The organism is Pseudomonas sp. P7759 (assembly GCF_013386445.1).
GTDB lineage: Bacteria > Pseudomonadota > Gammaproteobacteria > Pseudomonadales > Pseudomonadaceae > Aquipseudomonas > Aquipseudomonas azotoformans_A.
Map to the genome: position 1 here is coordinate 508,639 of NZ_JACART010000006.1, position 24,704 is coordinate 533,342.

Annotated in this window: 22 protein-coding genes; 17 read left to right on the forward strand and 5 right to left on the reverse strand. The window is 61.6% G+C overall.

Annotation, left to right across the window (positions count from 1 at the left end):
- The first annotated feature begins 69 nt into the window (after positions 1-69).
- Entirely contained in the window at positions 70-1,284 is a 1,215-nt protein-coding gene (gene serB, locus HX823_RS08255; RefSeq protein ID WP_038850738.1) for a phosphoserine phosphatase SerB, read from the forward strand.
- A gap of 49 nt (positions 1,285-1,333) precedes the next feature.
- On the opposite strand, the gene asd is transcribed toward serB, so the two are convergent.
- From asd to HX823_RS08270, 3 genes are read right to left on the reverse strand one after another with little or no spacing between them, the layout of a single operon-like run.
- On the reverse strand, positions 1,334-2,194 hold the full coding sequence (gene asd, locus HX823_RS08260) for an archaetidylserine decarboxylase (RefSeq protein ID WP_177074617.1): 861 nt from the start codon (positions 2,192-2,194) through the stop codon (positions 1,334-1,336).
- A gap of 15 nt (positions 2,195-2,209) precedes the next feature.
- Positions 2,210-3,025, reverse strand: coding sequence for a rhodanese-like domain-containing protein (locus HX823_RS08265; RefSeq protein ID WP_177074618.1), 816 nt, complete (start codon positions 3,023-3,025; stop codon positions 2,210-2,212).
- A 57-nt stretch (positions 3,026-3,082) separates the two neighbouring features.
- Complete coding sequence (locus tag HX823_RS08270) at positions 3,083-4,618, reverse strand: HDOD domain-containing protein (protein ID WP_038850734.1); 1,536 nt, start codon at positions 4,616-4,618, stop codon at positions 3,083-3,085.
- Positions 4,619-4,784: 166 nt separating this feature from the next.
- Here HX823_RS08270 and motA point away from each other — a divergent pair, with 166 nt between their 5' ends.
- Together motA and motB are read left to right on the forward strand one after the other, a co-directional pair.
- On the forward strand, positions 4,785-5,636 hold the full coding sequence (gene motA / locus HX823_RS08275; RefSeq protein WP_016976894.1) for a flagellar motor stator protein MotA: 852 nt from the start codon (positions 4,785-4,787) through the stop codon (positions 5,634-5,636).
- Between the two features lie 3 nt (positions 5,637-5,639).
- Entirely contained in the window at positions 5,640-6,659 is a 1,020-nt protein-coding gene (gene motB, locus HX823_RS08280) for a flagellar motor protein MotB (protein WP_033898472.1), read from the forward strand.
- 164 nt (positions 6,660-6,823) lie between these two features.
- Here the strand turns inward: motB and rsgA are convergent, their stop codons facing one another.
- Positions 6,824-7,855, reverse strand: a complete 1,032-nt coding sequence (gene rsgA, locus HX823_RS08285; RefSeq protein ID WP_033898469.1) for a small ribosomal subunit biogenesis GTPase RsgA — start codon at positions 7,853-7,855, stop codon at positions 6,824-6,826.
- Between the two features lie 108 nt (positions 7,856-7,963).
- On the opposite strand from rsgA, the gene orn reads away from it, so the two are divergent.
- Positions 7,964-8,506: an oligoribonuclease gene (orn, locus tag HX823_RS08290; RefSeq protein WP_003171343.1), complete on the forward strand. Its 543-nt coding sequence runs from the start codon at positions 7,964-7,966 to the stop codon at positions 8,504-8,506.
- A gap of 63 nt (positions 8,507-8,569) precedes the next feature.
- Complete coding sequence (locus HX823_RS08295) at positions 8,570-9,184, forward strand: trimeric intracellular cation channel family protein (protein ID WP_028615507.1); 615 nt, start codon at positions 8,570-8,572, stop codon at positions 9,182-9,184.
- On the opposite strand, the gene queG is transcribed toward HX823_RS08295, so the two are convergent.
- Positions 9,181-10,245: a tRNA epoxyqueuosine(34) reductase QueG gene (gene queG / locus HX823_RS08300; protein ID WP_038850731.1), complete on the reverse strand. Its 1,065-nt coding sequence runs from the start codon at positions 10,243-10,245 to the stop codon at positions 9,181-9,183. The genes HX823_RS08295 and queG overlap by 4 nt on opposite strands.
- A 63-nt stretch (positions 10,246-10,308) precedes the next feature.
- Here queG and HX823_RS08305 point away from each other — a divergent pair, with 63 nt between their 5' ends.
- The 12 genes from HX823_RS08305 (at position 10,309) to HX823_RS08360 (ending at position 24,658) form a co-directional block, all read left to right on the forward strand.
- Positions 10,309-11,169 (forward strand): NAD(P)H-hydrate dehydratase, encoded by an 861-nt coding sequence (locus HX823_RS08305; RefSeq protein WP_177074619.1) that lies wholly within the window; start codon positions 10,309-10,311, stop codon positions 11,167-11,169.
- On the forward strand, positions 11,157-11,627 hold the full coding sequence (gene tsaE, locus HX823_RS08310) for a tRNA (adenosine(37)-N6)-threonylcarbamoyltransferase complex ATPase subunit type 1 TsaE (protein WP_016976901.1): 471 nt from the start codon (positions 11,157-11,159) through the stop codon (positions 11,625-11,627). Before HX823_RS08305 ends, tsaE begins: the two co-directional genes overlap by 13 nt.
- A 15-nt stretch (positions 11,628-11,642) precedes the next feature.
- Positions 11,643-13,064, forward strand: coding sequence for an N-acetylmuramoyl-L-alanine amidase (locus tag HX823_RS08315; protein ID WP_033898464.1), 1,422 nt, complete (start codon positions 11,643-11,645; stop codon positions 13,062-13,064).
- Positions 13,064-14,980, forward strand: a complete 1,917-nt coding sequence (gene mutL / locus HX823_RS08320) for a DNA mismatch repair endonuclease MutL (protein ID WP_177074620.1) — start codon at positions 13,064-13,066, stop codon at positions 14,978-14,980. The genes HX823_RS08315 and mutL overlap by 1 nt, the downstream gene beginning before the upstream one ends.
- On the forward strand, positions 14,980-15,951 hold the full coding sequence (gene miaA / locus HX823_RS08325) for a tRNA (adenosine(37)-N6)-dimethylallyltransferase MiaA (RefSeq protein ID WP_177074621.1): 972 nt from the start codon (positions 14,980-14,982) through the stop codon (positions 15,949-15,951). Before mutL ends, miaA begins: the two co-directional genes overlap by 1 nt.
- 94 nt (positions 15,952-16,045) lie before the next feature.
- Entirely contained in the window at positions 16,046-16,306 is a 261-nt protein-coding gene (gene hfq, locus HX823_RS08330) for an RNA chaperone Hfq (RefSeq protein ID WP_016976904.1), read from the forward strand.
- A 12-nt stretch (positions 16,307-16,318) separates the two neighbouring features.
- Positions 16,319-17,620, forward strand: a complete 1,302-nt coding sequence (gene hflX / locus HX823_RS08335) for a ribosome rescue GTPase HflX (protein WP_177074622.1) — start codon at positions 16,319-16,321, stop codon at positions 17,618-17,620.
- A 96-nt stretch (positions 17,621-17,716) separates the two neighbouring features.
- Entirely contained in the window at positions 17,717-18,892 is a 1,176-nt protein-coding gene (hflK, locus tag HX823_RS08340; RefSeq protein WP_028615515.1) for an FtsH protease activity modulator HflK, read from the forward strand.
- Positions 18,892-19,758: a protease modulator HflC gene (gene hflC, locus HX823_RS08345; protein WP_010213607.1), complete on the forward strand. Its 867-nt coding sequence runs from the start codon at positions 18,892-18,894 to the stop codon at positions 19,756-19,758. Before hflK ends, hflC begins: the two co-directional genes overlap by 1 nt.
- A 294-nt stretch (positions 19,759-20,052) precedes the next feature.
- Positions 20,053-21,240 carry an ATP phosphoribosyltransferase regulatory subunit gene (locus HX823_RS08350; RefSeq protein WP_038850728.1) on the forward strand — a complete coding sequence of 396 codons (1,188 nt, stop codon included), beginning with the start codon at positions 20,053-20,055 and terminating at the stop codon, positions 21,238-21,240.
- Between the two features lie 54 nt (positions 21,241-21,294).
- Positions 21,295-22,584 (forward strand): adenylosuccinate synthase, encoded by a 1,290-nt coding sequence (locus HX823_RS08355; RefSeq protein ID WP_003217505.1) that lies wholly within the window; start codon positions 21,295-21,297, stop codon positions 22,582-22,584.
- 139 nt (positions 22,585-22,723) lie between these two features.
- Positions 22,724-24,658 (forward strand): methyl-accepting chemotaxis protein, encoded by a 1,935-nt coding sequence (locus tag HX823_RS08360; RefSeq protein WP_177074623.1) that lies wholly within the window; start codon positions 22,724-22,726, stop codon positions 24,656-24,658.
- Positions 24,659-24,704 lie beyond the last annotated feature (46 nt).

A 24,704-nucleotide genomic window follows, 5' to 3' on the forward strand; every position in this document is an offset into this window, starting at 1 on the left:
GCGCTGGCTGTGCCCGATGGTCACTGAAAGTGGGTAGAATGCGGTTTTTTTCCAGCCTGGGGGTGCGCCTTGCGCGAAATTGTCCTGATTAACATCACGGGGGAAGACCGCCCAGGTCTGACCGCAGCCATTACCGGCGTTCTGGCCCAGGGTGGTGTGAACATTCTCGACATCGGCCAGGCGGTGATCCACGACACCTTGTCGTTCGGCATCCTGGTCGAGATTCCGAGCACTGAACAGGCGTCTTCGGTACTCAAGGACATCCTGTTTACGGCGTACAAGCTGGATCAACAGGTGCGCTTCACCCCGGTGTCCGAAGAGGACTACCAGCACTGGGTGGCCGGCCAGGGCAAGAAACGCCACATCGTGACGCTGCTGACCCGCAAGGTCACCGCCGAACAATTGCAACGCGTCAGCTCCATTACCGCGCAGTACGGCCTGAATATCGACCATATCGACCGTCTGTCGGGTCGTATGCCGCTGGACACCCCGGCCGACAAAGGCAAGGGCTGCATCGAGTTCTCCGTGCGCGGTGAGCCAGCCGACCCGCAAGCCCTGCGCGCCGAATTCCTCAGTGTGGCGCAGGAGCTGAATGTCGACATCGCCTTCCAGGAGGACTCGCTGTTCCGCCGCAACCGCCGTCTGGCGGTGTTCGACATGGACTCCACGCTGATCGAAGCCGAAGTCATCGACGAATTGGCCAAAGCGGCCGGCGTGGGCGAGCAGGTTTCCGAAATCACCGAGCGCGCCATGGCCGGTGAGCTGGACTTCCGCGCCAGCTTCAAGGAGCGCCTTGCGCTGCTTAAAGGCCTGGACGTGAGCGTGCTGGACTCCATCGGCGCCTCCCTGCGCCTGACCGAAGGCGCCGAAACCCTGTTCGCTGAACTCAAGCGCCTGGGCTACAAGACCGCCATCCTGTCTGGCGGCTTCACCTACTTCGCCAAGCAATTGCAGGCCAAGCTGGGCATCGACTACGTGTTCGCCAACGAGCTGGAAGTGGTGGATGGCAAGGTGACCGGCGTGGCGGTCGAGCCGATTGTCGACGCTCAGCGCAAGGCGGACCTGCTCAAGGAATTGGCGCACAAGGAAGGTTTGCGTCTGGAGCAGACCATTGCGGTCGGCGACGGTGCGAATGACTTGCCGATGCTGGCAATTGCCGGGTTGGGTGTGGCGTTCCGCGCCAAGCCGTTGGTGAAGCAGTCGGCCAAGCAGGCGATTTCGACGTTGGGCTTGGATGGCGTGCTGTATCTGCTGGGCTTCCGTGACCGCGACGGTCAGCTTTAACTCGCTCTAACTGGTAAATGTGGGAGCCAGGCCAGGCTCCCACCTTCAATCAGGCTTTCGGTAGACCGATGCCTTGGCCCATCTCTACCGGGGTGCCAGCGGCCAACTCTTCAGCCCACTTCACCTGATCCGGCCCAAACAGCACAATCGCGGTCGAACCCAGCTTGAACCGACCCAACTCCGCACCTTTCTCCAGATGAACCGGCGCGCGTGCGGCCTCGTCGTAGCGGAAGGTTTTCAGCTCGCGCTTCGGCGGTGTCACCAGCCCGGCCCACACGGTTTCAATCGACGCCACAATCATCGCACCCACCAATACCACGGCCATCGGGCCGCGTTCGGTGTCGAAGATGCAGGCAACGCGCTCGTTGCGTGCGAACAGCTCAGGTACGTTTTCAGCGGTAGTCTGGTTGACCGAGAAGATGCGGCCAGGAATGTAGACCATTTCGCGCAGCGTGCCGGCCAGCGGCATGTGCACGCGGTGGTAATCCTTTGGCGACAGGTAGATGGTGGCGAAATCGCCGCCCATGAACGGAGCCGCCACGGCCGAGTCGCCGCCCAGCAATTCCAGCACGCTGAAACTGTGACCCTTGGCCTGGAACACCCGCCCATGCTCGATCGGGCCCAATTGGCTGACCGCACCATCGGCGGGGCTCAACACCGCGCCTGGGGTTTGATCCAGTGGGCGCGCGCCGTCTTTCAGGGCGCGGGTGAAGAAGGCGTTGAAGTGCTCATAGGCGGTCACGTCTTCAACCAGGGCCTGGGACATGTCCACTTGATAACGCTTGGCGAACCAGCTGGTGAAGGCATTCTTGAACCAGCGTACGCGGCACTCGGCGATGCAACCGGCCACGCGCGACAGCAAGTGGTGCGGCAGCAAGTACTGGCTGAGGATAAACAACTGCTTTTTCATAACTGTCCTTAAACCTTAAATCTCGACGGGGGTGTCGGGGTGGTTGCCCCATTCGCCCCAGGAACCGGCATAACCTTTGACTCGCGGATAACCGAGCGCCTTGGCCACCAGGTAGGTGAAGCCAGAGCGGTGGTGAGTCTGGCAGTGGGTGATGATTTCTTTGTCGCGGGTCAACCCGAGGTCTTCGAGGATCTGCGCCATGTCGCGGCGGATACGCAGGTTGCGCGCCTTGTCCATGCCGGCGGTCCATTCGAAGTTCACCGCGCCGGGGATGTGCCCGCCTTTGGCGGCGAGGACCTTCTCGCCGGAATACTCCAGCGGACCGCGTGCGTCCCAGATACCCAGGTCGGCGGCACCCAGGCGGCTTTGCAGGTATTCGCGGGTGGCGGTGGGGCCATCGTGCAACGTGAGGCTGACCGGGCCGCCGACGGGGGCGGGCACGTCGGTGGAAACCGGGTGCTTTTCTTCCAGCCAGGCCAGCAGGCCGCCGTCCAGGTAGTGGTACTTCTGGTGGCCGATCACGTCGAGCATCCAGATGAATCTCCCGGCCCAGCCGCCGCCTTCGTCGTCGTAGACCACGTAGGTGGCGTCCGGGGTGTGGCCCAGTTCGCCGAACAGCTTCTCAAGATCAGCCTTGTTGGGCAGCAGGCCGGGTGCCGGCGGCTGGCCCAGTTGGGTGCGCTTGGGGTCAACGAAATGCGCGCCGGGGATATGCCCTTCGGCGTAGCGGGCGGCACTGGTGAGGTCCACCAGTATCAGGTGTTCGGTATCGAGGCGACCAAGCAGGTCGCTGGATTCGATCACCAGCGGCAAGCCAGAGAAGTCAGGCATGTGAGGTCTCCTGGGCACAAATGTTGGCGATAAAGGACGGCGATTGTAGCGCAAGCATCAGGCGCTGCGGTTGGTAAAGCAGTGCAGGGCTTTCTCGATGCATTGGGCGGTTTTACCGAAGGCCTGCACGGTGGTTTCCGAGAACGGCCCGCCGCCCTGGTCGGCCACCATCAGCATCACCACCTTGCCATTACAGCTCAGCGAGCGCAGCAACAGGTGTTCGCCGGTGAACAGGCGACGCAGGATCGGCGGTAGCAGGGCCGAGAACTGGGCGTGGTTTTCCGGGTTGAGGCGCACCTGGGCGGATTTTTCCAGCAGGCGCTGCAAGAGCGTGCTGTTGACCACATCCAGGCTCAAATTGGCCGCATCCTTTGGCAGGCCATCGACCTGGTGCACACGCAAGGTGCTCATGGCGCGGTCAGCCATCAACAGCATGACCCGCTGCATGCCACTGGCCACCAGGGCCTCCTTGGCGCAGGTGGTCAAGTGCATGGCGTTGGCAAAGCGGCTCGGTTCCACCAGCAGTTCGGTGCAGCGCTTGCGCCACACGGCCAGGGCCTCGGCGGTGGGCGGCGGCGCTGGGAGCAGGCCGCGATGAATCTTCTGCACATGCCACGGCCAGATCAGCGACAGCGCCGGGTGCCAGAGGTCAGGCATCAAGGTGGTGCGGGCGCTGGTGACGGCCTGCTGGTGGACCTGCTGCTGCACCTCGCCCAGGGGCTGTTGCAGGTACAGCGCTGTGAGGAGTTGCCAGCGTTCGGTGTGCGGACAGGTCCAGGACTCCTGGGCCGACATCGCCAGGCCGTTGGCCAGCAGCACGGTATTGGCCGGCTGGTTCAACCAGCGGCGCAGGTTGGGTTCGGCGTCGAGCAATTGCTGGTGGCGCAGTGGGTCGTCTTCGCGGGCAATGTGCAGCGCCTTGACCAGCAGGCGTTGCTCGCTCATCAGCAGCTTGTAGCCCTGGGACACCCAGATCGGCAGGTGCCAGGCTTCGGTCAGGCCGACGCACAGGTCCAGCAGGCGCACGCCGAACAGTGCCTGTTCGACCTCGCGGGCCGATTGGCCCTTGTGGATCACCCGCAGTTCCCATTCTTCCAGGAGCTTGGGGTAGGCGACCGCCATCGGCCACAGCGGCGACAGAAACAGCAGGCTGCCCCAGTGAATGTCCTGCCACAGTCGCGCCAGGCGGCTGCCGAACAAACCGTTGGCTTGTTGCGACGCGTGCTGGCTGATCAACAGCAGTTGGCGCAACGCCACGGGGATCTCATTGGCCGGCACCGACGGCAGGCGCGCCAGCAGTTCTTCGGCGCGCTTGAGGCCCAGGCGGTTGAGCGCCACTTCGAGGTTTTCCGCCGGTTCTGCCAGGCTGCCATGGGTGTGGCTGTTGGCCTCGCGCATCACGCTGAGCACAAGCGCCGGACTGCTTTGCATCAGATCGGCAATATCTCGCAATGAACTGCGGCTGTCGCGGATGCCTTTGCACACCCGGTCGTGGCTGGCCTGGGGCACAGGCAGCAGCACATCGTCCAGGCGCTTGATCCAAGCGGCGAGAGAGTTGGGTTTTGCACTTGGGACTGTCGTTTCATTAGCCATGATAGGGGCGCGATCATCACTTGCGGTCTACACGCCCGGAGCGGGCCGAACTGGCTTTTCGCCTTAACGGGCTATAGTCTGGCGCAGTTTTGCCGATAAGTAGAACAAGAGTTTTCTGCTACACCCAATATGTCCATGAACCCGACGGCGCAAGTACTCATCCCCTATGGCTAAAATTATCGGCATCATCGTCGTCATCGCAAGCGTGCTCGGTGGCTACGTCCTGTCCCACGGTAAAATTGCTGCGTTGATCCAGCCCTTCGAAGTGCTGATCATCGGTGGTGCGGCGTTCGGCGCATTCTTGCAGGCAAACCCCGGCTACATGACCATGCACGTGGTCAAGAAATCGCTGGGCATGTTCGGTTCGCGTTTCACCCACACCTTCTATCTGGAGGTGCTGGGGCTGGTCTACGAGATCCTCAACAAGAGCCGCCGCGAAGGCATGATGGCCATCGAGGCCGACATCGAAGACGCCGCCGCCAGCCCGATTTTCGCCAAGTACCCGGCCGTGCTCAAAGACGAGCGCATGACCGCCTACATCTGCGACTACCTGCGCATCATGTCCTCCGGCAACATGGCCCCCCATGAGCTGGAAGGCCTGTTCGACATGGAGTTGTTCAGCCTTAAAGAAGAGTTGGAGCATCCTTCCCACGCCGTGACCGGCATCGCTGACGGTATGCCGGGTTTTGGTATCGTCGCGGCGGTACTCGGTATCGTGGTGACCATGGCATCCCTGGGCGAGGGCGACCAGGCCGCTATCGGCATGCACGTGGGTGCGGCACTGGTGGGTACGTTCTTCGGTATTCTCGCGGCCTACGGCTTCTTCGGCCCGCTGGCGACGTCCCTGGCCCATGACGCCAAGGAAGAAATCAACCTGTATGAATCGATCAAGGCCAGCCTGGTTGCCTCGGCTTCCGGCATGCCGCCGTCCCTGGCGGTGGAGTTTGGCCGCAAGGTGCTGTACCCGAAACATCGCCCAAGCTTCGCCGAGCTGGAACAAGCGGTTCGCGGTCGCTAAGCCATGGAAAACAACCAGCCGATAATCATCAAGCGCGTCAAGCGCTTCGCTGCGGGGCACCATGGCGGCGCCTGGAAAATCGCCTTCGCCGACTTTGCGACGGCGATGATGGCGTTCTTCCTTGTGCTGTGGCTGATGTCCACCGCCACGCCCGAACAGAAGATCGCCATCGCCGGCTACTTCAAAGACCCAATTGGTTTCTCGGAAAGCGGCACGCCCTTCGTGATCGACCTGGGCGGCTCGCCGCAATTGGCGCCTGAGCGCACCATCAACCCGGAGATCAAGACCGAGTCGCCCCAGGAGAAAATCCCGATCGAGCGCGACACCGTCGAGTCCATGGCTGAGCAGGTCGAGCAGGAGCGCCTTGAGCTGCTGCTGCAAGAGCTGCAGACCAAGGTCGAAGAAAACCCGCAACTGCTGAAATTCAAGGACCAGATTTCCTTCGAAATCACGCCCGAAGGCCTGCGCATCCAGATCACCGACGCGGCCAACCGGCCGATGTTCGACTCCGGCAGTGCGCGCCTGAAGCCGTACTTTGAAGACATCCTGCTGGCCATGGCCGACACCATCAAGGCGGTGCCGAACAAGATCAGCATCAGCGGCCACACCGACGCCAAGCCATACGCGGGCCAGGGCGATTTCGGCAACTGGGAGCTCTCTGCCAACCGTGCCAACGCCGCGCGCCGCGCGCTGGTTGCCGGCAGTTATCCGGACCCGCAAGTGGCGCGCGTGGTGGGGTTTGCTTCGTCGCAGCTGTTTGATCATCAAGACCCGTTCAACCCGGTCAACCGCCGGATCGACATCGTGGTGCTGACCAAAAAGGCCCAGCGTGCGATTGAAGGCGATCAACCGCCGACGCCGCAACCTACCCCAGGCGCAGGTGCGCCGGGAGAGGTTCCGGCCGATCCGAACGCGATTCCACCGGGGCAGGAGCCGTTGCCGGCGCATGAACTGCGTCAGAAGCTGAACTTGTTTGATGATGGTGGGGTGAAGGATCCTACGGTGCCGGGTACCGGTTCGTAAGCTTCACAAACAAAAAGGCCGCGATGATCGCGGCCTTGTTGTTTCTATCTGTGGGGTGAGCTTTCTGTGGCGAGGGAGCTTGCTCCCGCTGGACTGCGCAGCAGTCCCCAACTTTTTAGGGGCGCTGCGCACCCCAGCGGGAGCAAGCTCCCTCGCCACAAGGCTCAGTAACTGCTCTCCGGCAAGCTCGCAATAATCGACCGATAGCTATTCATCCGCTGCTGCTGCACACGCCCATCCTCCAGCGCCTTGAGCAATGCACAGCCCGGCTCGCGGTCGTGTTTGCAGTCGCGGAAGCGGCAGGTGCCGATCAGATCGTTGAATTCGATGAAGCCTGCTTCCACATCGCTGCGGCTGACGTGGCCGAGGCCGAATTCTCGGATGCCGGGGGAGTCGATCAACTCACCGCCGCCGGGGAAGTGGAACAACCGCGCGGTGGTGGTGGTGTGGGTGCCCTGGCCGGACAGTTCCGACAGCGGGCCCACGCGGGTTTCGACTTCCGGCAGCAGGCTGTTGACCAGCGAGGATTTACCCACGCCCGACTGGCCGACAAACACGCTGATGCGGCCGTCCAACTGCTGTTGCAGCTGTTCCATGCCATTGCCGTGATGCGCCGAGACTTCCAGCACCGGGTAGCCGAGCGTGCGGTACACCGCCAGAAGGGCATTCAGCGCCGGGGCGTTCTGCTCGTCGATCAGGTCGAATTTGTTCAGCAGCAACAGCGGGCGGATGCCAGCATGCTCGGCAGCGACCAGGTAGCGGTCGATCAGGTTGGCATGGGGCTCGGGCAGTGGCGCGAACACGATCACGATCATGTCGACGTTGGCCGCCACCGGCTTGAGTTGGCCACGGCTGTCCGGGCGGCGCAGTTCGGTGGTGCGTGGCAATTGGGCGACGATCACGCCGATGCCTTGGTTGCCGGCACGCCAGACCACTTGGTCGCCGGTCACCAGCGCAGGCAGGTTGGCGCGCAAGTGGCAACGGAACACTTGGCCTGCGAGTTCGCCTTCGAGCGCCTCGACTTCGACCTGCACACCAAAGTGCGCGATCACCAGGCCTGTTTGTTCAGGGCCCAGGTCGCCGCCTTCAAGCGCTTCCACGGCGGAGGATTCACGTTTGGCGGCGCGAGCGGCGCGTTCACCTTGAATCTTTTCGATGCGCCAGTTTTGGCGACGGTTGAGCTGGCGTTTGGCCATGGGTGTTCCGTGTCGATAATGCAAAGGTTGGGTAAAACGGTCGCGAGTCTAGCACGCCCCCGCCTGCTAAACTGCGCAGCTACGCCAAGGTGCCAAGAGAATCAAGCCATGCAAAACCCACAGAACCTGATTTGGATCGATCTGGAAATGACCGGTCTGAACCCCGACACCGACGTCATCATCGAGATGGCGACGATTGTCACCGACAGCAACCTCAACACCTTGGCCGAAGGTCCGGTGATCGCCATCCACCACAGCGATGCCGTCCTCGCCACCATGGACGAGTGGAACACCCGCACCCACGGCAACTCCGGCCTGACCCAGCGCGTGCGCGACAGCCGCATCAGCATGGCCGAAGCCGAAGCCGAGACTATCGCCTTCCTGGAAAAATGGGTGCCCAAGGGCAAGTCGCCGATCTGCGGCAACAGCATCTGCCAGGACCGTCGCTTCCTTTATACCCACATGAAAGGGCTGGAAAGCTACTTCCATTACCGCAACCTGGATGTGTCGACACTCAAAGAGCTGGCCGCGCGTTGGGCGCCGGAAGTCAAAGACAGCTTTCATAAAGGCAGCACGCATTTGGCGCTGGATGATATTCGCGAGTCGATTGCCGAGTTGCAGCATTACCGCAAGCATTTCATCAAAGCGTGACGCCCCCTTTTGGTGCCGTCAGCAAATGATTAGACTGCCGGCCTCAATGCAAGGATCGCCCTCATGCTGCTGATGCTCTACCTCATCGCCATCACCGCCGAAGCCATGACCGGCGCGCTGTCGGCCGGGCGACGCGGCATGGACTGGTTTGGCGTGGTGCTGATTGCCTGTGTGACGGCGTTGGGGGGCGGTTCGGTGCGTGATGTGCTGCTCGGGCATTACCCACTGACCTGGGTCAAGCACCCGGAATACCTGGTGCTGACCTCTATTGCCGCACTGGTGACGATCTTTATTGCACCGCTGATGCGCCGCCTGCGCTCGCTGTTCCTGGCACTGGACGCCGTGGGCCTGGTGGCCTTCACCCTGATCGGCTGCATGACCGCGTTGGAGATGGGCCACGGCATGCTGGTGGCGTCGGTCAGTGGTGTGATCACTGGAGTTTTCGGTGGCATCCTGCGCGACATCTTCTGCAACGACATCCCGCTGATCTTCCGTCGTGAGCTGTACGCCAGCGTGTCGTTCCTCGCCGCCTGGTTCTACATGCTCTGCCTTTATCTGGAACTGCCCAGCGAGCAGTCGATCCTGTTGACCCTGTTCAGCGGCTTTCTATTACGCCTGCTGGCGATCCGTTTTCACTGGGAAATGCCCAAGTTCGTCTACAACGACGACGTGCACTAGCGCGTAGCGTGCTGGTTCAGCGCCCATTCCACGTGTTCGCGCACCAGCTCCGACGGGTAATCCCGGCGCGCCTTCAAGGCTTCCAGCACCGGAATACTCGACGGCGCATTGCCCAGGCCCACCGCCAGGTTGCGCAGCCAGCGCTCGTAGCCGGCACGACGCAGCGGTGAGCCTTCGGTACTGCTGAGGAATTTATCCTCGTCCCACATAAACAGCTCGGCCAGCTCCGCGTTATCCAGGTTGTGGCGTGGTTTGAAATCGCTTTCGGCGGTAGAGCGGGCGAAACGATTCCACGGGCACACGATCTGACAATCATCGCAGCCGAACACACGGTTGCCGATCAGGGGACGCAGGTCCTCGGGGATCGCGTTTTTCAGCTCGATGGTCAGGTAGGAAATGCAGCGTCGCGCGTCCAGCACGTAAGGACCGACGAAGGCATTGGTGGGGCAGATGTCCAGGCAAGCCGTGCAGCGGCCGCAATGTTCGGTACTGTGGGGCGCGTCGATCGGCAGTGGCAAGTCGACAAACAGCTCGCTGAGGAAGAAATAGCTGCCGGCCTTGCGATTGAGGACCAGGGTGTTTTTACCGATCCAGCCCAGCCCGGCTTTTTCGGCGATGGCTTTTTCCAGCACCGGCGCACTGTCGACAAAGGCACGGAAACCGAATGGGCCGATCTGCGCCTGGATGCGGTCGGCCAGTTGCTGCACGCGCTTGCGGATCAGCTTGTGATAATCGCGGCCCAGGGCGTACCGCGAGATATAGGCTTTTTCCGGCTTGGCCAGCAATTGGGCCATTTGCGTGTCGCCCGGCAGGTAATCCATGCGCAGCGACACCACGCGCAAGGTGCCCGGCACCAGTTCATCGGGGTGGGAGCGTTTGCTGCCATGGGCGCCCATGTAGTCCATCTCGCCGTGATAGCCCGCGTCGAGCCAGCGTTGCAGGTGCTGCTCATGCTCGGCCAGGTCCAGGCCGCTGATGCCGACTTGTTGAAAGCCCAGCTCGCGGCCCCAGTCTTTGATCGATTGGGCGAGGGCGGGCAGATCGGACGTAATAGCAGGCATGAGACACGGGAAACCACAGGTTAGATGCGTATAATTCTGCCAGACATCGGAGCTTGAAGACGCATGCCGCAGACAAAACACGCAATAACCGACGTACAGCCCCTGTTGCACGGCCATTTGCCGCAACTGCCGGCCCGTTCGCCGGACGCCCATAAAGGCCAGTTTGGCCACCTGTTGGTCATTGGCGGTGACCACGGCTTTGGCGGCGCCGCCTTGCTGAGCGCCGAAAGTGCCTTGCGCAGTGGCGCGGGCATGGTGTCCCTGGCGACGCGCCCAGAACACGTGCTAGCCGCTTTGGCTCGCTTGCCGGAAGTCATGACCGTCGGCCTCAGCTCGGCCAACCAACTGATGGGCTTGTTGGAAAAGATCTCGGTCATTGTGATCGGGCCTGGGCTGGGTGAAGCGTCCTGGGGCAAAAGCCTGCTGTCCGTCGCCGCCAACGCCAGGCAGCCGCAAGTCTGGGATGCCGACGCCTTGAATCAGCTCGCCAATGGCGGCATCAGCTTGCCAGCCAACAGCGTGATCACCCCGCATCCGGGGGAGGCTGCGCGGTTGTTGGGCCTTTCGACAGCCGAGGTTCAGGCCGATCGTCTTAAGGTGGCGCGCGCGTTGACTCAGAAATTCAATGCAGTGGCTATCCTCAAGGGGGCTGGCAGTTTGATTGCCAGTCCGGACGGACGTGTTTCACGCTGTGACCAAGGCCATCCGGCGATGGCAACGGCGGGGCTCGGTGATGTCCTGGCCGGGCTGGTGGGCGCGTTGCTGGCCCAAGGCATGCCGGCTTATGAGGCAAGCTGCCTGGCAGTTTGGTTGCATGCCACGGCGGGCGATCGCCAGGGCACCTTTGGTCGCGGCTTGGCTGCCAGCGACTTGATACCCGCCATTCGTCAATTGCTGGAGGAGCAATCGCCGTGTCTGAAGTAATCCTTTTCCTGGCCGATGAAGAGGCCATGGTTGCGTTCGGGCAACGCATTGCGCAGGTGACGGCGGGTGCAGGGCTGATCTTTCTGGAAGGTGACTTGGGGGCGGGCAAGACCACGCTATCCCGAGGGATTATCCGAGGGTTGGGCCATACAGGGGCAGTAAAAAGCCCTACGTTCACCCTGGTAGAACCCTACGAGATTGGTGCAGTGCGCGCCTTCCACTTTGACCTTTATCGTCTGGTTGACCCCGAAGAGCTCGAATATATGGGGATCCGGGATTACTTCGATGAAGATGCGTTGTGCCTGATCGAGTGGCCAGATAAAGGCACAGGCTTTTTGCCAAAGCCTGACATGACCATTACCATTACGCCGCATGAGCATGGACGTCAGTTGAAGTTGTTGCCCCAGAGCGCGCGCGGCCAGTCGTGGTGCGCCGCTTTGGCATTGGAATTCAAATAATTGGTGGGGTTAGGTATGCGCTTTCGCGCGTTGGTTGCTGTCGTGGGGGTGTTGCTTGCGGCAATGACTGTCAATGCTCTGGCTGCTTCACAGGTGAAAAGTGTTCGCCTGTGGCGAGCGCCGGATAACACGCGACTGGTGTTCGACCTGTCTGGCCCGGTCCAGCACAGCGTCTTTACCCTGACGGCGCCTGATCGCCTGGTGATCGACATCAACGGCGCGACCCTGGCTGCGCCGTTGAAAGTGTCCACCGCCAATACCCCGATTACCGCCATGCGCTCGGCCCAACGCACGCCGACCGACCTGCGTGTGGTGATCGACCTGAAAAAGGTCGTGACCCCGAAAAGCTTCTCCTTGGCGCCCAACGCCCAGTACGGCAACCGACTGGTGGTCGACCTGTTCGACAATGCCGCCGATGCCAATCCGCCGCCTGCACCGCCTCCAAGCGTCGCGACTGTCCCGGCGGTGCCGGTCAACCCGTCGCAACCGCAGGTCAAGCTGCCTCCGCCGCCACCGGCTCCCGCCGGCAAGCGTGACATCATCGTGGTGATCGACGCCGGTCATGGTGGCGAAGACCCGGGCGCTTCCGGTTCACGCGGCCAGCATGAAAAAGACGTGGTGCTGGCGATTGCCCGTGAACTGCAGCGCCAGATCAACGCGATGAAAGGCTACCGCGCTGAGCTGACCCGTACCGGCGACTACTTCATTCCGTTGCGCGGCCGTACCGAAATTGCCCGCAAGAAAGGCGCTGACCTGTTCGTGTCGATCCATGCCGACGCCGCGCCTTCTACCGCAGCCTTTGGCGCCTCGGTGTTTGCCCTGTCGGATCGCGGCGCGACGTCTGAGACCGCCCGCTGGCTGGCCGACAGTGAAAACCGTTCCGACTTGATCGGCGGGGCGGGTAACGTCTCCCTTGATGACAAAGACAAAATGCTCGCCGGCGTACTGCTCGACCTGTCGATGACCGCTTCGCTGACGTCCAGCTTGAACGTGGGCCAGAAGGTCCTGAGTAACATCGGCCGGGTCACCTCGCTGCACAAACAGCGCGTGGAACAAGCAGGATTCATGGTGTTGAAGTCGCCGGATATCCCATCGATCCTGGTGGAGACCGGGTTTATCTCCAACTCCAACGAGGCCTCGAAGCTGGCCAGCGCCAGCCACCAGCAAGCGCTGGCGCGTTCCATCAGTGCCGGTGTGCGCCAGTTCTTCCAGCAGAATCCGCCACCGGGCACCTACATCGCCTGGCTGCGTGACTCGGGGAAAATCGCCCAGGGCCCACGTGACCATCGCGTACAGCCCGGCGACACCCTGGCCATGCTGGCTGTGCGTTTCCAGGTGTCGGCCGCGACCTTGCGCAGCGCCAACAACCTGAAGACCGATGAATTGAAAGTCGGCCAGGTGTTGACCATCCCTGGCACCGAATTGGCGGCGCAGTAATGAGCGACTCGATCCTGGATAACGGCTCACGCATCGAACTGCTCAGCCCGCGCCTTGCCAACCAGATTGCGGCCGGTGAGGTGGTGGAGCGTCCGGCCTCGGTGATCAAGGAGCTGCTGGAAAACAGTATCGACTCCGGCGCCAAGCGCATTGATGTCGACGTGGAACAGGGCGGCGTCAAGCTGCTGCGCGTGCGGGATGATGGCAGCGGCATCTCGTCCGACGACCTGCCGCTGGCCCTGGCCCGTCACGCCACCAGCAAGATTCGCGACCTGGAAGACCTTGAGCGGGTGATGAGCCTGGGCTTTCGCGGTGAGGCGCTGGCGTCCATCAGCTCCGTGGCGCGCCTGACCCTGACGTCCCGTACCCGCAGCGCCGAGCAGGCCTGGCAGGTGGAAACCGAAGGTCGCGACATGGCGCCTCGGGTCCAGCCGGCAGCCCATCCCGTCGGTACGTCGGTGGAAGTGCGCGACCTGTTCTTCAACACCCCGGCGCGGCGCAAATTCCTCAAGGCCGAGAAAACCGAATTCGATCACCTGCAGGAAGTCATCAAGCGCCTGGCCCTGGCCCGCTTCGATGTGGCATTCCACCTGCGGCATAACGGCAAGACCATTCTCAGCCTGCACGAAGCCCACGATGACGCCGCGCGTGCTCGCCGGGTGTCAGCGATTTGCGGGCCGGGTTTCCTGGAGCAGGCGCTGCCGATTGAAATCGAGCGCAATGGCCTGCGGCTGTGGGGTTGGGTCGGTTTGCCGACTTTCTCCCGCAGCCAGGCGGACTTGCAGTACTTCTTTGTGAACGGCCGTGCGGTGCGCGACAAACTGGTGGCCCACGCGGTGCGCCAGGCCTATCGCGATGTGCTGTTCAACGGGCGTCACCCCACGTTTGTGTTGTTCTTCGAGGTCGACCCGTCGGTGGTGGACGTCAACGTGCACCCGACCAAGCACGAAGTGCGCTTCCGTGATGGGCGCATGGTGCATGACTTCCTCTATGGCACCTTGCACCGCACGCTGGGTGATGTACGTCCGGATGATCAGCTGTCCGCGCCGATTGTGACGGCCGTGGTCCGTCCGAGTGGCCCGCAAGCCGGTGAGTTCGGCCCTCAGGGCGAAATGAGCCTGGCGGCCAACCTGCTGCAATCGCCGCAGTCGCAACCTGCCTATACCGCGCCGAATGCTGGCGCCGGCTCGGGTTATCAATACCAATACACGCCGCGCCCGCAATCAGCAGTACCTGTGGCTGAAGCCCAAGCGGCTTATCTCGAGTTTTTCGCGCCGTTGCCAGGTGCCGAAACGGGCGCGCCTGTGGCCTTGCCGGAAGGCGGCGGGGATATTCCGCCGCTGGGCTACGCGTTGGCGCAGCTCAAGGGTATCTACATTCTGGCGGAAAACGCCCATGGCCTGGTGTTGGTGGACATGCACGCCGCCCACGAGCGGATCATGTACGAACGCCTCAAGATCGCCATGGCCAGCGAAGGTCTCAGCGGCCAGCCGCTGCTGGTGCCGGAGTCCCTGGCGGTCAGTCAGCGTGAGGCCGATTGTGCCGAGGAACACCACGGTGTGTTCCAGAAGCTGGGCTTTGAATTGCAGCGCCTGGGCCCGGAAACCCTGGCCATCCGCCAGATTCCTGCGCTGCTCAAGCAGGCCGAGGCCAACCGTCTGGTCGCCGACGTGCTGGCGGACCTGATGGAATACGGCACCAGTGACCGTATCCAGGCGCACATCAACGAATTGCTCGGCACCATGGCCTGCCACGGCGCCATCCGCGCCAATCGCCGCCTGGCCCTGCCGGAAATGAACGGCCTGCTACGCGACATGGAAAACACCGAGCGCAGCGGGCAATGCAACCATGGCCGACCGACCTGGACCCAGATGGGCCTGGACGATCTGGACAAACTGTTCTTGCGCGGCCGTTGATGAGTGCCTTGCCCCCCGCGATCTTCCTGATGGGCCCCACGGCCGCCGGCAAGACCGACCTGGCCATCGAGCTGACCAAGGTGCTGCCGTGCGAGCTGATCAGTGTCGACTCTGCCCTGGTTTACCGGGACATGGATATCGGCACGGCCAAGCCTTCCAAGGAGCTGTTGGCCCAATATCCGCATAAGCTGATTGACATCATCGACCCGTCAGAGAGCTATTCGGCGGCGGATTTTCGCACCGACGCCCTGGCGGCCATGGCCGACATTACTGCGCGGGGCAATATTCCGCTGCTGGTGGGCGGTACGATGCTCTATTACAAGGCTTTGCAGGAAGGCCTGGCGGATATGCCGCCGGCCGACGCCCAGGTGCGCGCCGAACTCGAAGAAGAGGCTGCACGCCTTGGCTGGCAAGCCTTGCACGACCAGTTGGCCGCCGTGGACCCGGTGTCCGCCGCGCGCATTCACCCCAATGACCCCCAGCGCCTCACTCGCGCCCTGGAAGTCTGGCGCGTGAGCGGGCAGACCATGACTGAACATCGCCTGAAACAAAGTGCGCAAAGTGCTGACGCAGGCGCATCTGGCGCGTCACAATTGCCCTATACTGTGGCGAATCTGGCCATCGCTCCGGCAAATCGCCAGGTGCTGCATGATCGAATTGCACAAAGATTCACAATTATGTTGGAACAGGGGTTTGTGGACGAGGTCGTAGCTCTGCGTTCCAGAGGTGACCTGCATCCAGGGTTACCTTCGATACGTGCTGTAGGCTATCGCCAAGTCTGGGATCATCTGGATGGCAAGCTGACGTCAGCCGAAATGCAGGAACGCGGCATCATTGCCACGCGCCAATTGGCGAAACGCCAGTTCACCTGGTTGCGCAGCTGGAGCGATTTGCACTGGCTGGACAGCCTGGACAGCGACAATCTGTCACGCGCCTTGAAATACTTGGGATCGGTCTCCATATTGAGCTGAGTCCTTGCAATTGCCGTCTATCCTTGGGGGTGTGACGGCCATAAGCTATCTATTTTCCGATTTTTTATTATTGATCCTTAAAGGAGTGCGGCACATGTCAAAAGGGCATTCGCTACAAGACCCTTACTTGAATACTTTACGTAAAGAGAAAGTGGGGGTTTCCATCTACCTGGTCAACGGTATCAAGCTGCAAGGCACGATCGAGTCGTTCGACCAGTTCGTGATCCTGCTGAAAAATACCGTCAGCCAGATGGTCTACAAGCACGCTATCTCGACAGTCGTTCCTGTTCGTCCAATCCGTCTGCCTAGCGCCGCCGGTGATGAAGCAGCTGACGCTGAGCCAGGTAACGCCTGATAGGAGTCTCCTTTGTTCTTTGAGCGCCACGGTGGTGGTGAGCGGGTAATCCTCGTTCACTTGGATGGACAGGACCCTGAGGCGCGCGAAGATCCGCAGGAGTTTCAGGAGTTGGCAAATTCGGCCGGCGCCGAGACCGTTGCGTTTTTTAACGTGCCGCGTCATCGGCCAACCGCCAAATTCCTGATTGGCAGCGGCAAGGTCGAGGAACTGCGCGACCTGGTCCATGCCGAAGAAGCCGATCTGGTGATCTTCAATCACGTCCTCACGCCCAGTCAGGAACGTAACCTCGAACGTGTCTTCGAGTGTCGCGTGATTGACCGTACCGGTCTGATTCTCGATATTTTTGCCCAGCGCGCCCGTACCCATGAAGGCAAGCTCCAGGTTGAACTGGCCCAGCTTGACCACATGAGTACCCGCTTGGTCCGTGGCTGGACCCACCTTGAGCGTCAAGGTGGGGGTATCGGCATGCGCGGGCCGGGTGAAACCCAGCTCGAGACCGACCGACGCCTGTTGCGGGTTCGCCTGCGCCAGATCAAGGGTCGCCTCGAGAAAGTGCGCAGCCAGCGTGAGCAATCGCGCCGTGGGCGTACCCGCGCGGATATCCCGACCGTGTCCCTGGTGGGCTATACCAACGCCGGCAAATCTACACTCTTCAATAATGTGACGAAATCGGACGTGTACGCGGCCGACCAACTGTTCGCCACCCTCGACCCGACCCTGCGCCGTCTGGATCTGGACGACCTGGGGCCGATTGTCCTGGCCGACACCGTGGGCTTCATTCGTCACTTGCCGCACAAGCTGGTCGAGGCATTTCGGTCTACGCTCGAAGAGTCGAGCAATTCCGACCTGCTGTTGCACGTGATCGATGCGGCTGAACCGGATCGCATGTTGCAGATTGAACAGGTGATGCTGGTGCTGGGCGAGATTGGTGCCCAGGACTTGCCGATCCTCGAGGTCTATAACAAACTCGATTTGCTTGAAGGCGTTGAGCCACAAATCCAGCGCGATGAGAATGGCAAGCCCCAGCGGGTCTGGCTGTCAGCGCGTGATGGCAGTGGTCTTGAGTTGCTTGAACAGGCCATTGCCGAGTTGCTCGGCGGCGATTTGTTCGTTGGCACCTTGCGCTTGCCCCAGCGTTTTGCTCGACTGCGTGCACAGTTTTTCGAGTTGGGCGCGGTACAGAAAGAAGAACACGACGAAAAAGGTGTCAGCTTGCTGGCCGTTCGATTGCCGCGCTCGGAGCTCAATCGGCTGGTCAGCCGTGAGGGCGTTGTACCGACAGAGTTCATCGAACAACACACTTTGCAATAAAAGCCTCCTAAAGCGGTTGTGCCGCAGTGGCAGGCATTCTGTAGCATTGGTCGGCGCGCCGTGGGTGCGTCTTTGCTTTATCAGATGGAGAGCGCTATGGCTTGGAATGAGCCGGGTGGCAACTCGAATAATCAGGATCCTTGGGGTGGTAAACGCCGCAATAATGGCGACCGCAAGGGGCCACCAGATCTCGACGAGGCCTTCCGAAAGCTGCAGGAAAGCCTGAATGGGTTGTTCGGTGGTGGAAAAAAACGCGGTGGTGACGACGGCGGTCGCACAAGCAAGGGCGGCGGCTATGGCCTGCTGGGCCTGGGGCTTGTCGTGCTGGCGGCCGTATGGCTGTACAGCGCTGTCTACGTGGTGGACGAGCAGGAGCAAGCCGTGGTGCTGCGCTTCGGCAAGTACTACGAGACTGTCGGCCCTGGCCTGAACATCTACTTCCCGCCGATCGACAAGAAGTACATGGAAAACGTCACGCGTGAGCGTGCCTACACCAAGCAAGGCCAGATGCTGACCGAAGACGAGAACATCGTCGAAGTGCCGCTGACCGTGCAGTACAAGATCAGCAACCTGCAGGACTTCGTGCTGAACGTTGATCAGCCGGAAATCAGCCTGCAACACGCCACCGAAAGTGCCCTTCGCCACGTCGTCGGTTCGACTGCGATGGACCAGGTGCTGACCGAAGGTCGTGAATTGATGGCCAGCGAGATCAAGGAGCGCCTGCAACGGTTCCTCGATACTTATCGCACCGGTATCACCGTTACCCAGGTGAACGTACAGAGCGCAGCTGCACCGCGTGAAGTGCAGGAAGCCTTCGATGATGTGATCCGTGCCCGTGAAGACGAGCAGCGTTCGCGTAACCAGGCTGAAACCTACGCCAACGGTGTCGTGCCGGAAGCCCGTGGTCAGGCCCAGCGCATCCTCGAGGATGCCAACGGTTACCGCGACGAAGTGGTCTCCCGCGCCAAGGGTGAGGCGGATCGCTTTACCAAGCTGGTCGCCGAGTACCGCAAGGCGCCGGAAGTTACGCGCGAGCGTCTGTACCTGGACACCATGCAGGAAGTCTTCAGCAACACCAGCAAGGTTCTCGTGACCGGCAGCAAAGGTGGGCAGAACAACCTGCTGTACCTGCCGCTGGACAAGATGATCGAAGGTGGTCGTAGCAGCACCAGCGCACCGTCCACCGGTTCCAATGCCGCTGCCAACGAAGCGAGCGCCCGTGCGGCCGCTGACTTGCTGCAACAGCAAACACGTACCAGGGAGAGTCGTTGATGAGCAATAAATCGCTGACCGCCCTGATTGTGGGCGTCGTCGTGGTCATCGCTGCCTGGAACTGCTTCTACATCGTGGCTCAGACCGAGCGTGCGGTGCTGCTGCAATTCGGTCGCGTGGTCCAGGCGGATGTCCAGCCGGGCCTGCATGTGAAAGTCCCCTACGTCAACCAGGTGCGCAAGTTCGACGCCCGCCTGATGACCCTGGATGCACCGACACAGCGCTTCCTGACCCTGGAAAAGAAAGCCGTGATGGTTGACGCCTACGCCAAGTGGCGCGTCAAGGATGCCGAGCGCTTCTACACCGCGACCTCCGGCCTCAAGCAAATTGCCGACGAGCGTTTGTCGCGCCGTCTGGAATCGGGCCTGCGTGACCAGTTTGGTAAGCGCACCCTGCACGAGGTGGTATCCGGTGAGCGTGACGCGTTGATGGCTGACATCACGCGTTCGCTGAACACGATGGCAGAGAAAGAACTGGGCATTGAAGTGGTTGATGTCCGGGTCAAGGCGATCGACCTGCCGAAGGAAGTGAACCGCAGCGTGTTCGAGCGTATGAGCACCGAGCGTGAGCGTGAAGCCCGTGAGCACCGCGCCAAGGGTAACGAGCTGGCAGAAGGTATCCGTGCGGATGCCGACCGTCAGCGCCGTGTACTGTTGGCCGAAGCTTATCGCGAGTCTGAAGAGGCCCGTGGTGATGGCGATGCTCAAGCCGCGGCGATCTACGCCAAGGCCTACGGCCAGGACCAGGAGTTCTACGCGTTCTACCGTAGCCTGCGCGCCTACCGTGAAAGCTTCGCGAACAAAACCGACGTCATGGTGCTGGACCCAAGCAGCGACTTCTTCCGCTACCTGGAAAAGTCCAAGTAACCAGCCTGTGATTCTGTAGGTTTCACTCCCGTCGGGCGGCTAAAACGCCTGGCGGGGTGATCCTTTCAGAAAACGGGTGTATGATGCGGCAGCCGGGAAATTCCCGGCTTTTTTGCGTCTGCATGTTTGATTCGGCAGGCGTGACAGGTTTTTCGAGGAAAGTGCCCGACGAGGCCGATTACAGGCCGTTCGTCACGTCGCTCTTGCGCGTGGTTTATGCAGGGGGCGGGTATTTTCTGCTTCACTCAAGGCTCGGCCGAGGGCTGGCCGCCCGGATCAAAGGGGAATGGCGTAATGGCAACGGTAGACCGCTGGCTGCTGCCAGATGGCATCGAAGAAGTACTGCCACCAGAAGCTGCGCGCATCGAAGTAGCGCGTCGCCAGGTGTTGGATCTGTTCCAGAGCTGGGGTTACGAATTTGTCGTGACTCCCCATATCGAGTACCTGGAATCCCTGCTGACCGGCGCGGGCCAGGACCTGGATCTGCGCACCTTCAAGGTTATCGACCCGCAATCGGGCCGGCAAATGGGTTTCCGTGCCGACATCACGCCGCAAGTGGCGCGCATCGATGCGCACACCCTGCGCCGCGAAGGTCCGAGCCGCCTGTGCTACGCCGGCAGTGTGCTGCATGCACAGCCGCGTGCCTTGTCGTCGTCCCGTAGCCCGATTCAGTTGGGCGCCGAATTGTACGGCGATGCCAGCCCGAGCAGCGACGTTGAAGTGATCAGCTTGATGCTGGCCATGCTGCAACTGGCCGACGTGCCGGATGTCCACATGGACCTGGGTCACGTCGGTATCTACCGTGGCCTGGCCCGTGCGGCCGGTTTGTCTGGTGAAGTGGAACAACAGCTGTTCGATGCCCTGCAACGCAAGGCCATCGATGAAGTGATTGCCCTGACCGCTGGCGTGCCTGCCGACTTGGCCGACATGCTGCGTGCATTGGTGAACCTGTGCGGCGGCCGTGAAGTGCTGGTGGCTGCCCGTGAGCGCCTGGCCAAGGCGCCGGCGCCGGTCCTGGCTGCACTGGACGACGTGCTCGCGATTGCCGAGCAGTTGTCGGCGCGCTTCCCGGAGCTGCCGCTGTACTTTGACCTGGGTGAGTTGCGTGGCTACCACTACCACACCGGTGTGGTGTTTGCCGTCTTTGTACCGGGTGTTGGCCAGGCCATCGCCCAAGGTGGTCGTTATGACGATATCGGCGCCGACTTTGGTCGTGCGCGTCCGGCCACTGGTTTCTCCACCGATTTGAAAACCCTGGTGACCCTGGGGCGTGCTGAGGTCGAGCTGCCGTCTGGTGGCATCTGGATGCCCGACAGTACGGACGCAGCACTCTGGCAGCAGGTTTGCCAGTTGCGCAGTGAGGGTCAGCGTGTCGTCCAGGCCTTGCCTGGGCAACCATTGGCCGCCGCCCGTGATGCGGACTGCGACCGGCAATTGATTCTGCAGAACGGGCTTTGGCAAGTATCGCCACTGGCTTCTTGAGTTTTCCTGCCGGCCATCGCCGGCACCAAGTTTGCGCGAATGAGGACAAGTGTTATGGGTAAGAATGTCGTAGTCCTGGGCACCCAATGGGGTGATGAGGGCAAAGGCAAGATCGTTGATCTGCTGACCGAACATGCTGCCGCCGTAGTGCGCTACCAAGGTGGCCACAACGCTGGCCACACCCTGGTCATCGATGGCGAAAAAACCGTCTTGCACCTGATCCCATCGGGCGTGCTGCGCGAAGGCGTGCAGTGCCTGATCGGCAACGGCGTGGTGGTTGCACCTGACGCCTTGCTGCGTGAGATCACCAAGCTGGAAGAGAAAGGCGTACCGGTGCGCGAGCGCCTGCGTATCAGCCCGTCCTGCCCGCTGATCCTGTCCTTCCACGTTGCGCTGGACCAGGCCCGTGAAAAGGCCCGTGGCGAGCTGAAGATCGGTACCACCGGTCGCGGCATCGGCCCGGCGTACGAAGACAAGGTTGCGCGTCGTGGCCTGCGTGTGGGCGACCTGCTCAACATGCCGCGCTTTGAAGACAAGCTTCGTGAACTGGTGGATTACCACAACTTCATGCTGGTCGGTTACTACAAAGAGCCAGCCATCGAGTTCGAGAAAACCCTGGCCGAGTGCAAGGAATACGCTGAGCTGCTCAAGCCTCTGATGTTGGATGTCACTGCCGAACTGCACGACCTGCGTCGCGCTGGCAAAGACATCATGTTCGAAGGCGCCCAAGGCTCCCTGCTGGACATCGACCACGGCACCTACCCGTACGTGACCAGCTCCAACACCACCGCTGGCGGCGTTGCGACCGGTTCCGGCGTTGGCCCGATGTTCCTGGACTACATCCTGGGCATCACCAAGGCCTACACCACTCGCGTAGGTTCGGGCCCGTTCCCGACTGAGCTGTTCGACGACGTCGGCGCTCACCTGGCCAAGCAAGGTCACGAATTCGGCGCAACTACTGGCCGCGCCCGTCGTTGTGGCTGGTTCGACGCCGTTATCCTGCGTCGCGCTATCGATGTGAACAGCATCTCGGGCATCTGCCTGACCAAGCTGGACGTCCTCGACGGCCTGGAAACCATCAACATCTGCATCGGCTACAAAGATGCCGAAGGCAAGGACGTTGCTCCGACCGACGCCGACAGCTACGTGGGCCTGCAGCCTGTGTACGAAGAAGTGCCGGGCTGGACCGAATCGACCGTGGGCGCCAAGACCCTGGAAGAGCTGCCGGCTAACGCCCGCGCCTACATCAAGCGTGTCGAAGAGCTGATCGGTGCGCCGATTGACATTATTTCGACAGGTCCGGACCGCAACGAAACCATCGTTCTGCGTCACCCGTTCGCTTAATAAGCTGTTGATGTAAAAAGCAAAGGGCTCCTTCGGGAGCCCTTTGTCGTTTCTGTCGCCTGGGCGGCACGACCCTTGCTTTGGTTCTTTCTTTCGCGGTGCTATCAAATTAATGGCACCCGTGGTGGAGGGATTCCCGATGTCTGCCGTTCTCTCATTGTTACAAAGCCGTCTGTTGCGGCCAGTGTTCGTTACCCTAGGTATCGCCCTTTTGGTGCAAGTGCTGGTGGCCGTCGCCCTGACGCGAAGCACCGTCACCGCGTTGGAAGCTGATTTGGGTAATCGCCTGGGTATCGACAGCCAGAAACTGTCGGGTGAATTGGCCCAAGCCGGTAAAGAAGTCACGTCCAGCCTGGACAGCTTGTCGAGCAGTACCCGTCAACGCCTGACAGCCGGGCTTTCAACCCGCCTGCAGGAAGAGCAGAAGCAACTGCGTGCGACCCTGGAAAAAGACCTGAAAGACTCCGCCAATGACATGGCGCAGCTGCTGGCCTCGGTGGCACCCCGCGCCATGTGGGACAGTGACGTGCCGACGCTGTCGGAATTTGCCCGGCGTGCCCAGCGCAATCCCAACGTGCTGTTCGTGGTCTATGACGACGCGGCGGGTGAGCACTTGACTCGCTACCTCAACCGTGAAAACCCGATCAACCAGGCGCTGTTGGAAAAGGGCAAGGGTGACCGCGCCTTGGATAAAGTGCTGGATGCGGCCAAAGATGACCCTTCGGTGTTCTATGTTGAGGCGTCCATCAGCCCCAACGGCGTGGAGATCGGCAAAGTGCGCATGGGGGTTTCCACTGCCGCAGTGGAGGCGGATCTGGCCGCGCTGGATAAGCGCTTCGCCGCACTGATCGCCAGCGGTGACCAGCTGGTGGGCGACAGCCTCAAGGGCGCGGCGGCCGATAGCGCTGCCGCGATGGGCGCGCGCCTGCAATCCGCGCAAGCCACCGCTACACAGATGACCGCCAACACCACCAGCGCCGTCCAGGACGCCGCCGGCACCTTGCGCTGGCGCATCGGCATGGGCTTGGCGCTGGTCGGTTTGGGCGTGTTGCTGTTGATCGCCATCGTGCTCGGGCGCCGTGTGGTCAACCGCCTGAAGCTGCTGATCGCGGCCATGGACGACTTGGCTGCAGGCGAGGGTGACCTCACCAAGCGTGTGCAAATCAGCAGCAAGGATGAAATTGGCGACATGGCGTCGGCGGTCAATCGCTTTGTGGATAAGTTGCAGCCCATCGTTCGCGAGGCGGGGGATGTGGCCCAGCGCACCGGCGTGGAAATCGGCGCGATGACCTTGCGCAATGCCGGTGCCGACGCAGCGGCCGGCTTGCAGCGCGATGAGGTGGCCGAAAGCTTGCGCGCGTTGTCGCAGATGGCCGACGAGGCGCAGGCCGAAAGCCATGCGATGCAGGCGGCGTTGCAGCAAGTGGTGGATATTCGCCAGGCGACGGATGAAAACTCGCGCACCTCGGCTGAGGTCGGCAGTTTGATCGAGGCGCTGGCGGGCCAAGTACAAGCGGGTTCCACCGTCATCGAGCGCCTGGCCCAGCAAAGCCAGCAGATCGAGGTAGTGCTGACCGTGATTCACGGCATTGCCGAGCAGACCAATTTGCTCGCCCTCAACGCCGCGATCGAGGCGGCGCGTGCCGGTGAAACCGGGCGTGGTTTTGCCGTAGTGGCCGATGAGGTGCGGGCGCTGGCGAGCAAGACCCAAAGCTCCACCGGCGATATCCAGGCGCATATCGTGGCGTTGCAGCAGGGCGCGCGGGAGGCGGTGGAAACCATCGGCAAGGCCGGGCGTCAGGCTAATGAAGGTTTGCTGGTGCTGCGTGACAGCGTGCGCTTGCAGCAGACGGTGCAGGCTTCGGTGGAGCAGGTGCATGCGGCGATTGGCTTGGCGACACGCGCGGCCGAGCATCAAGCCCAGGGTGCTCATGCAGTGCGGGGTAGGGTCGAGGTGATCCATGCCCAGGCCGAGCGTGCCGCCCAGGCGGTGGTGGAAACCACCGCCAGTGGCAAGGTGCTCGATGGGCTGGCGGCGCAGTTGAAGGCGAGCCTGGGGCAGTTCAGGGCTTAGCGTCGTCAGTGCTGGCCCCTTCGCGAGCAAGCCCGCTCCCACATTT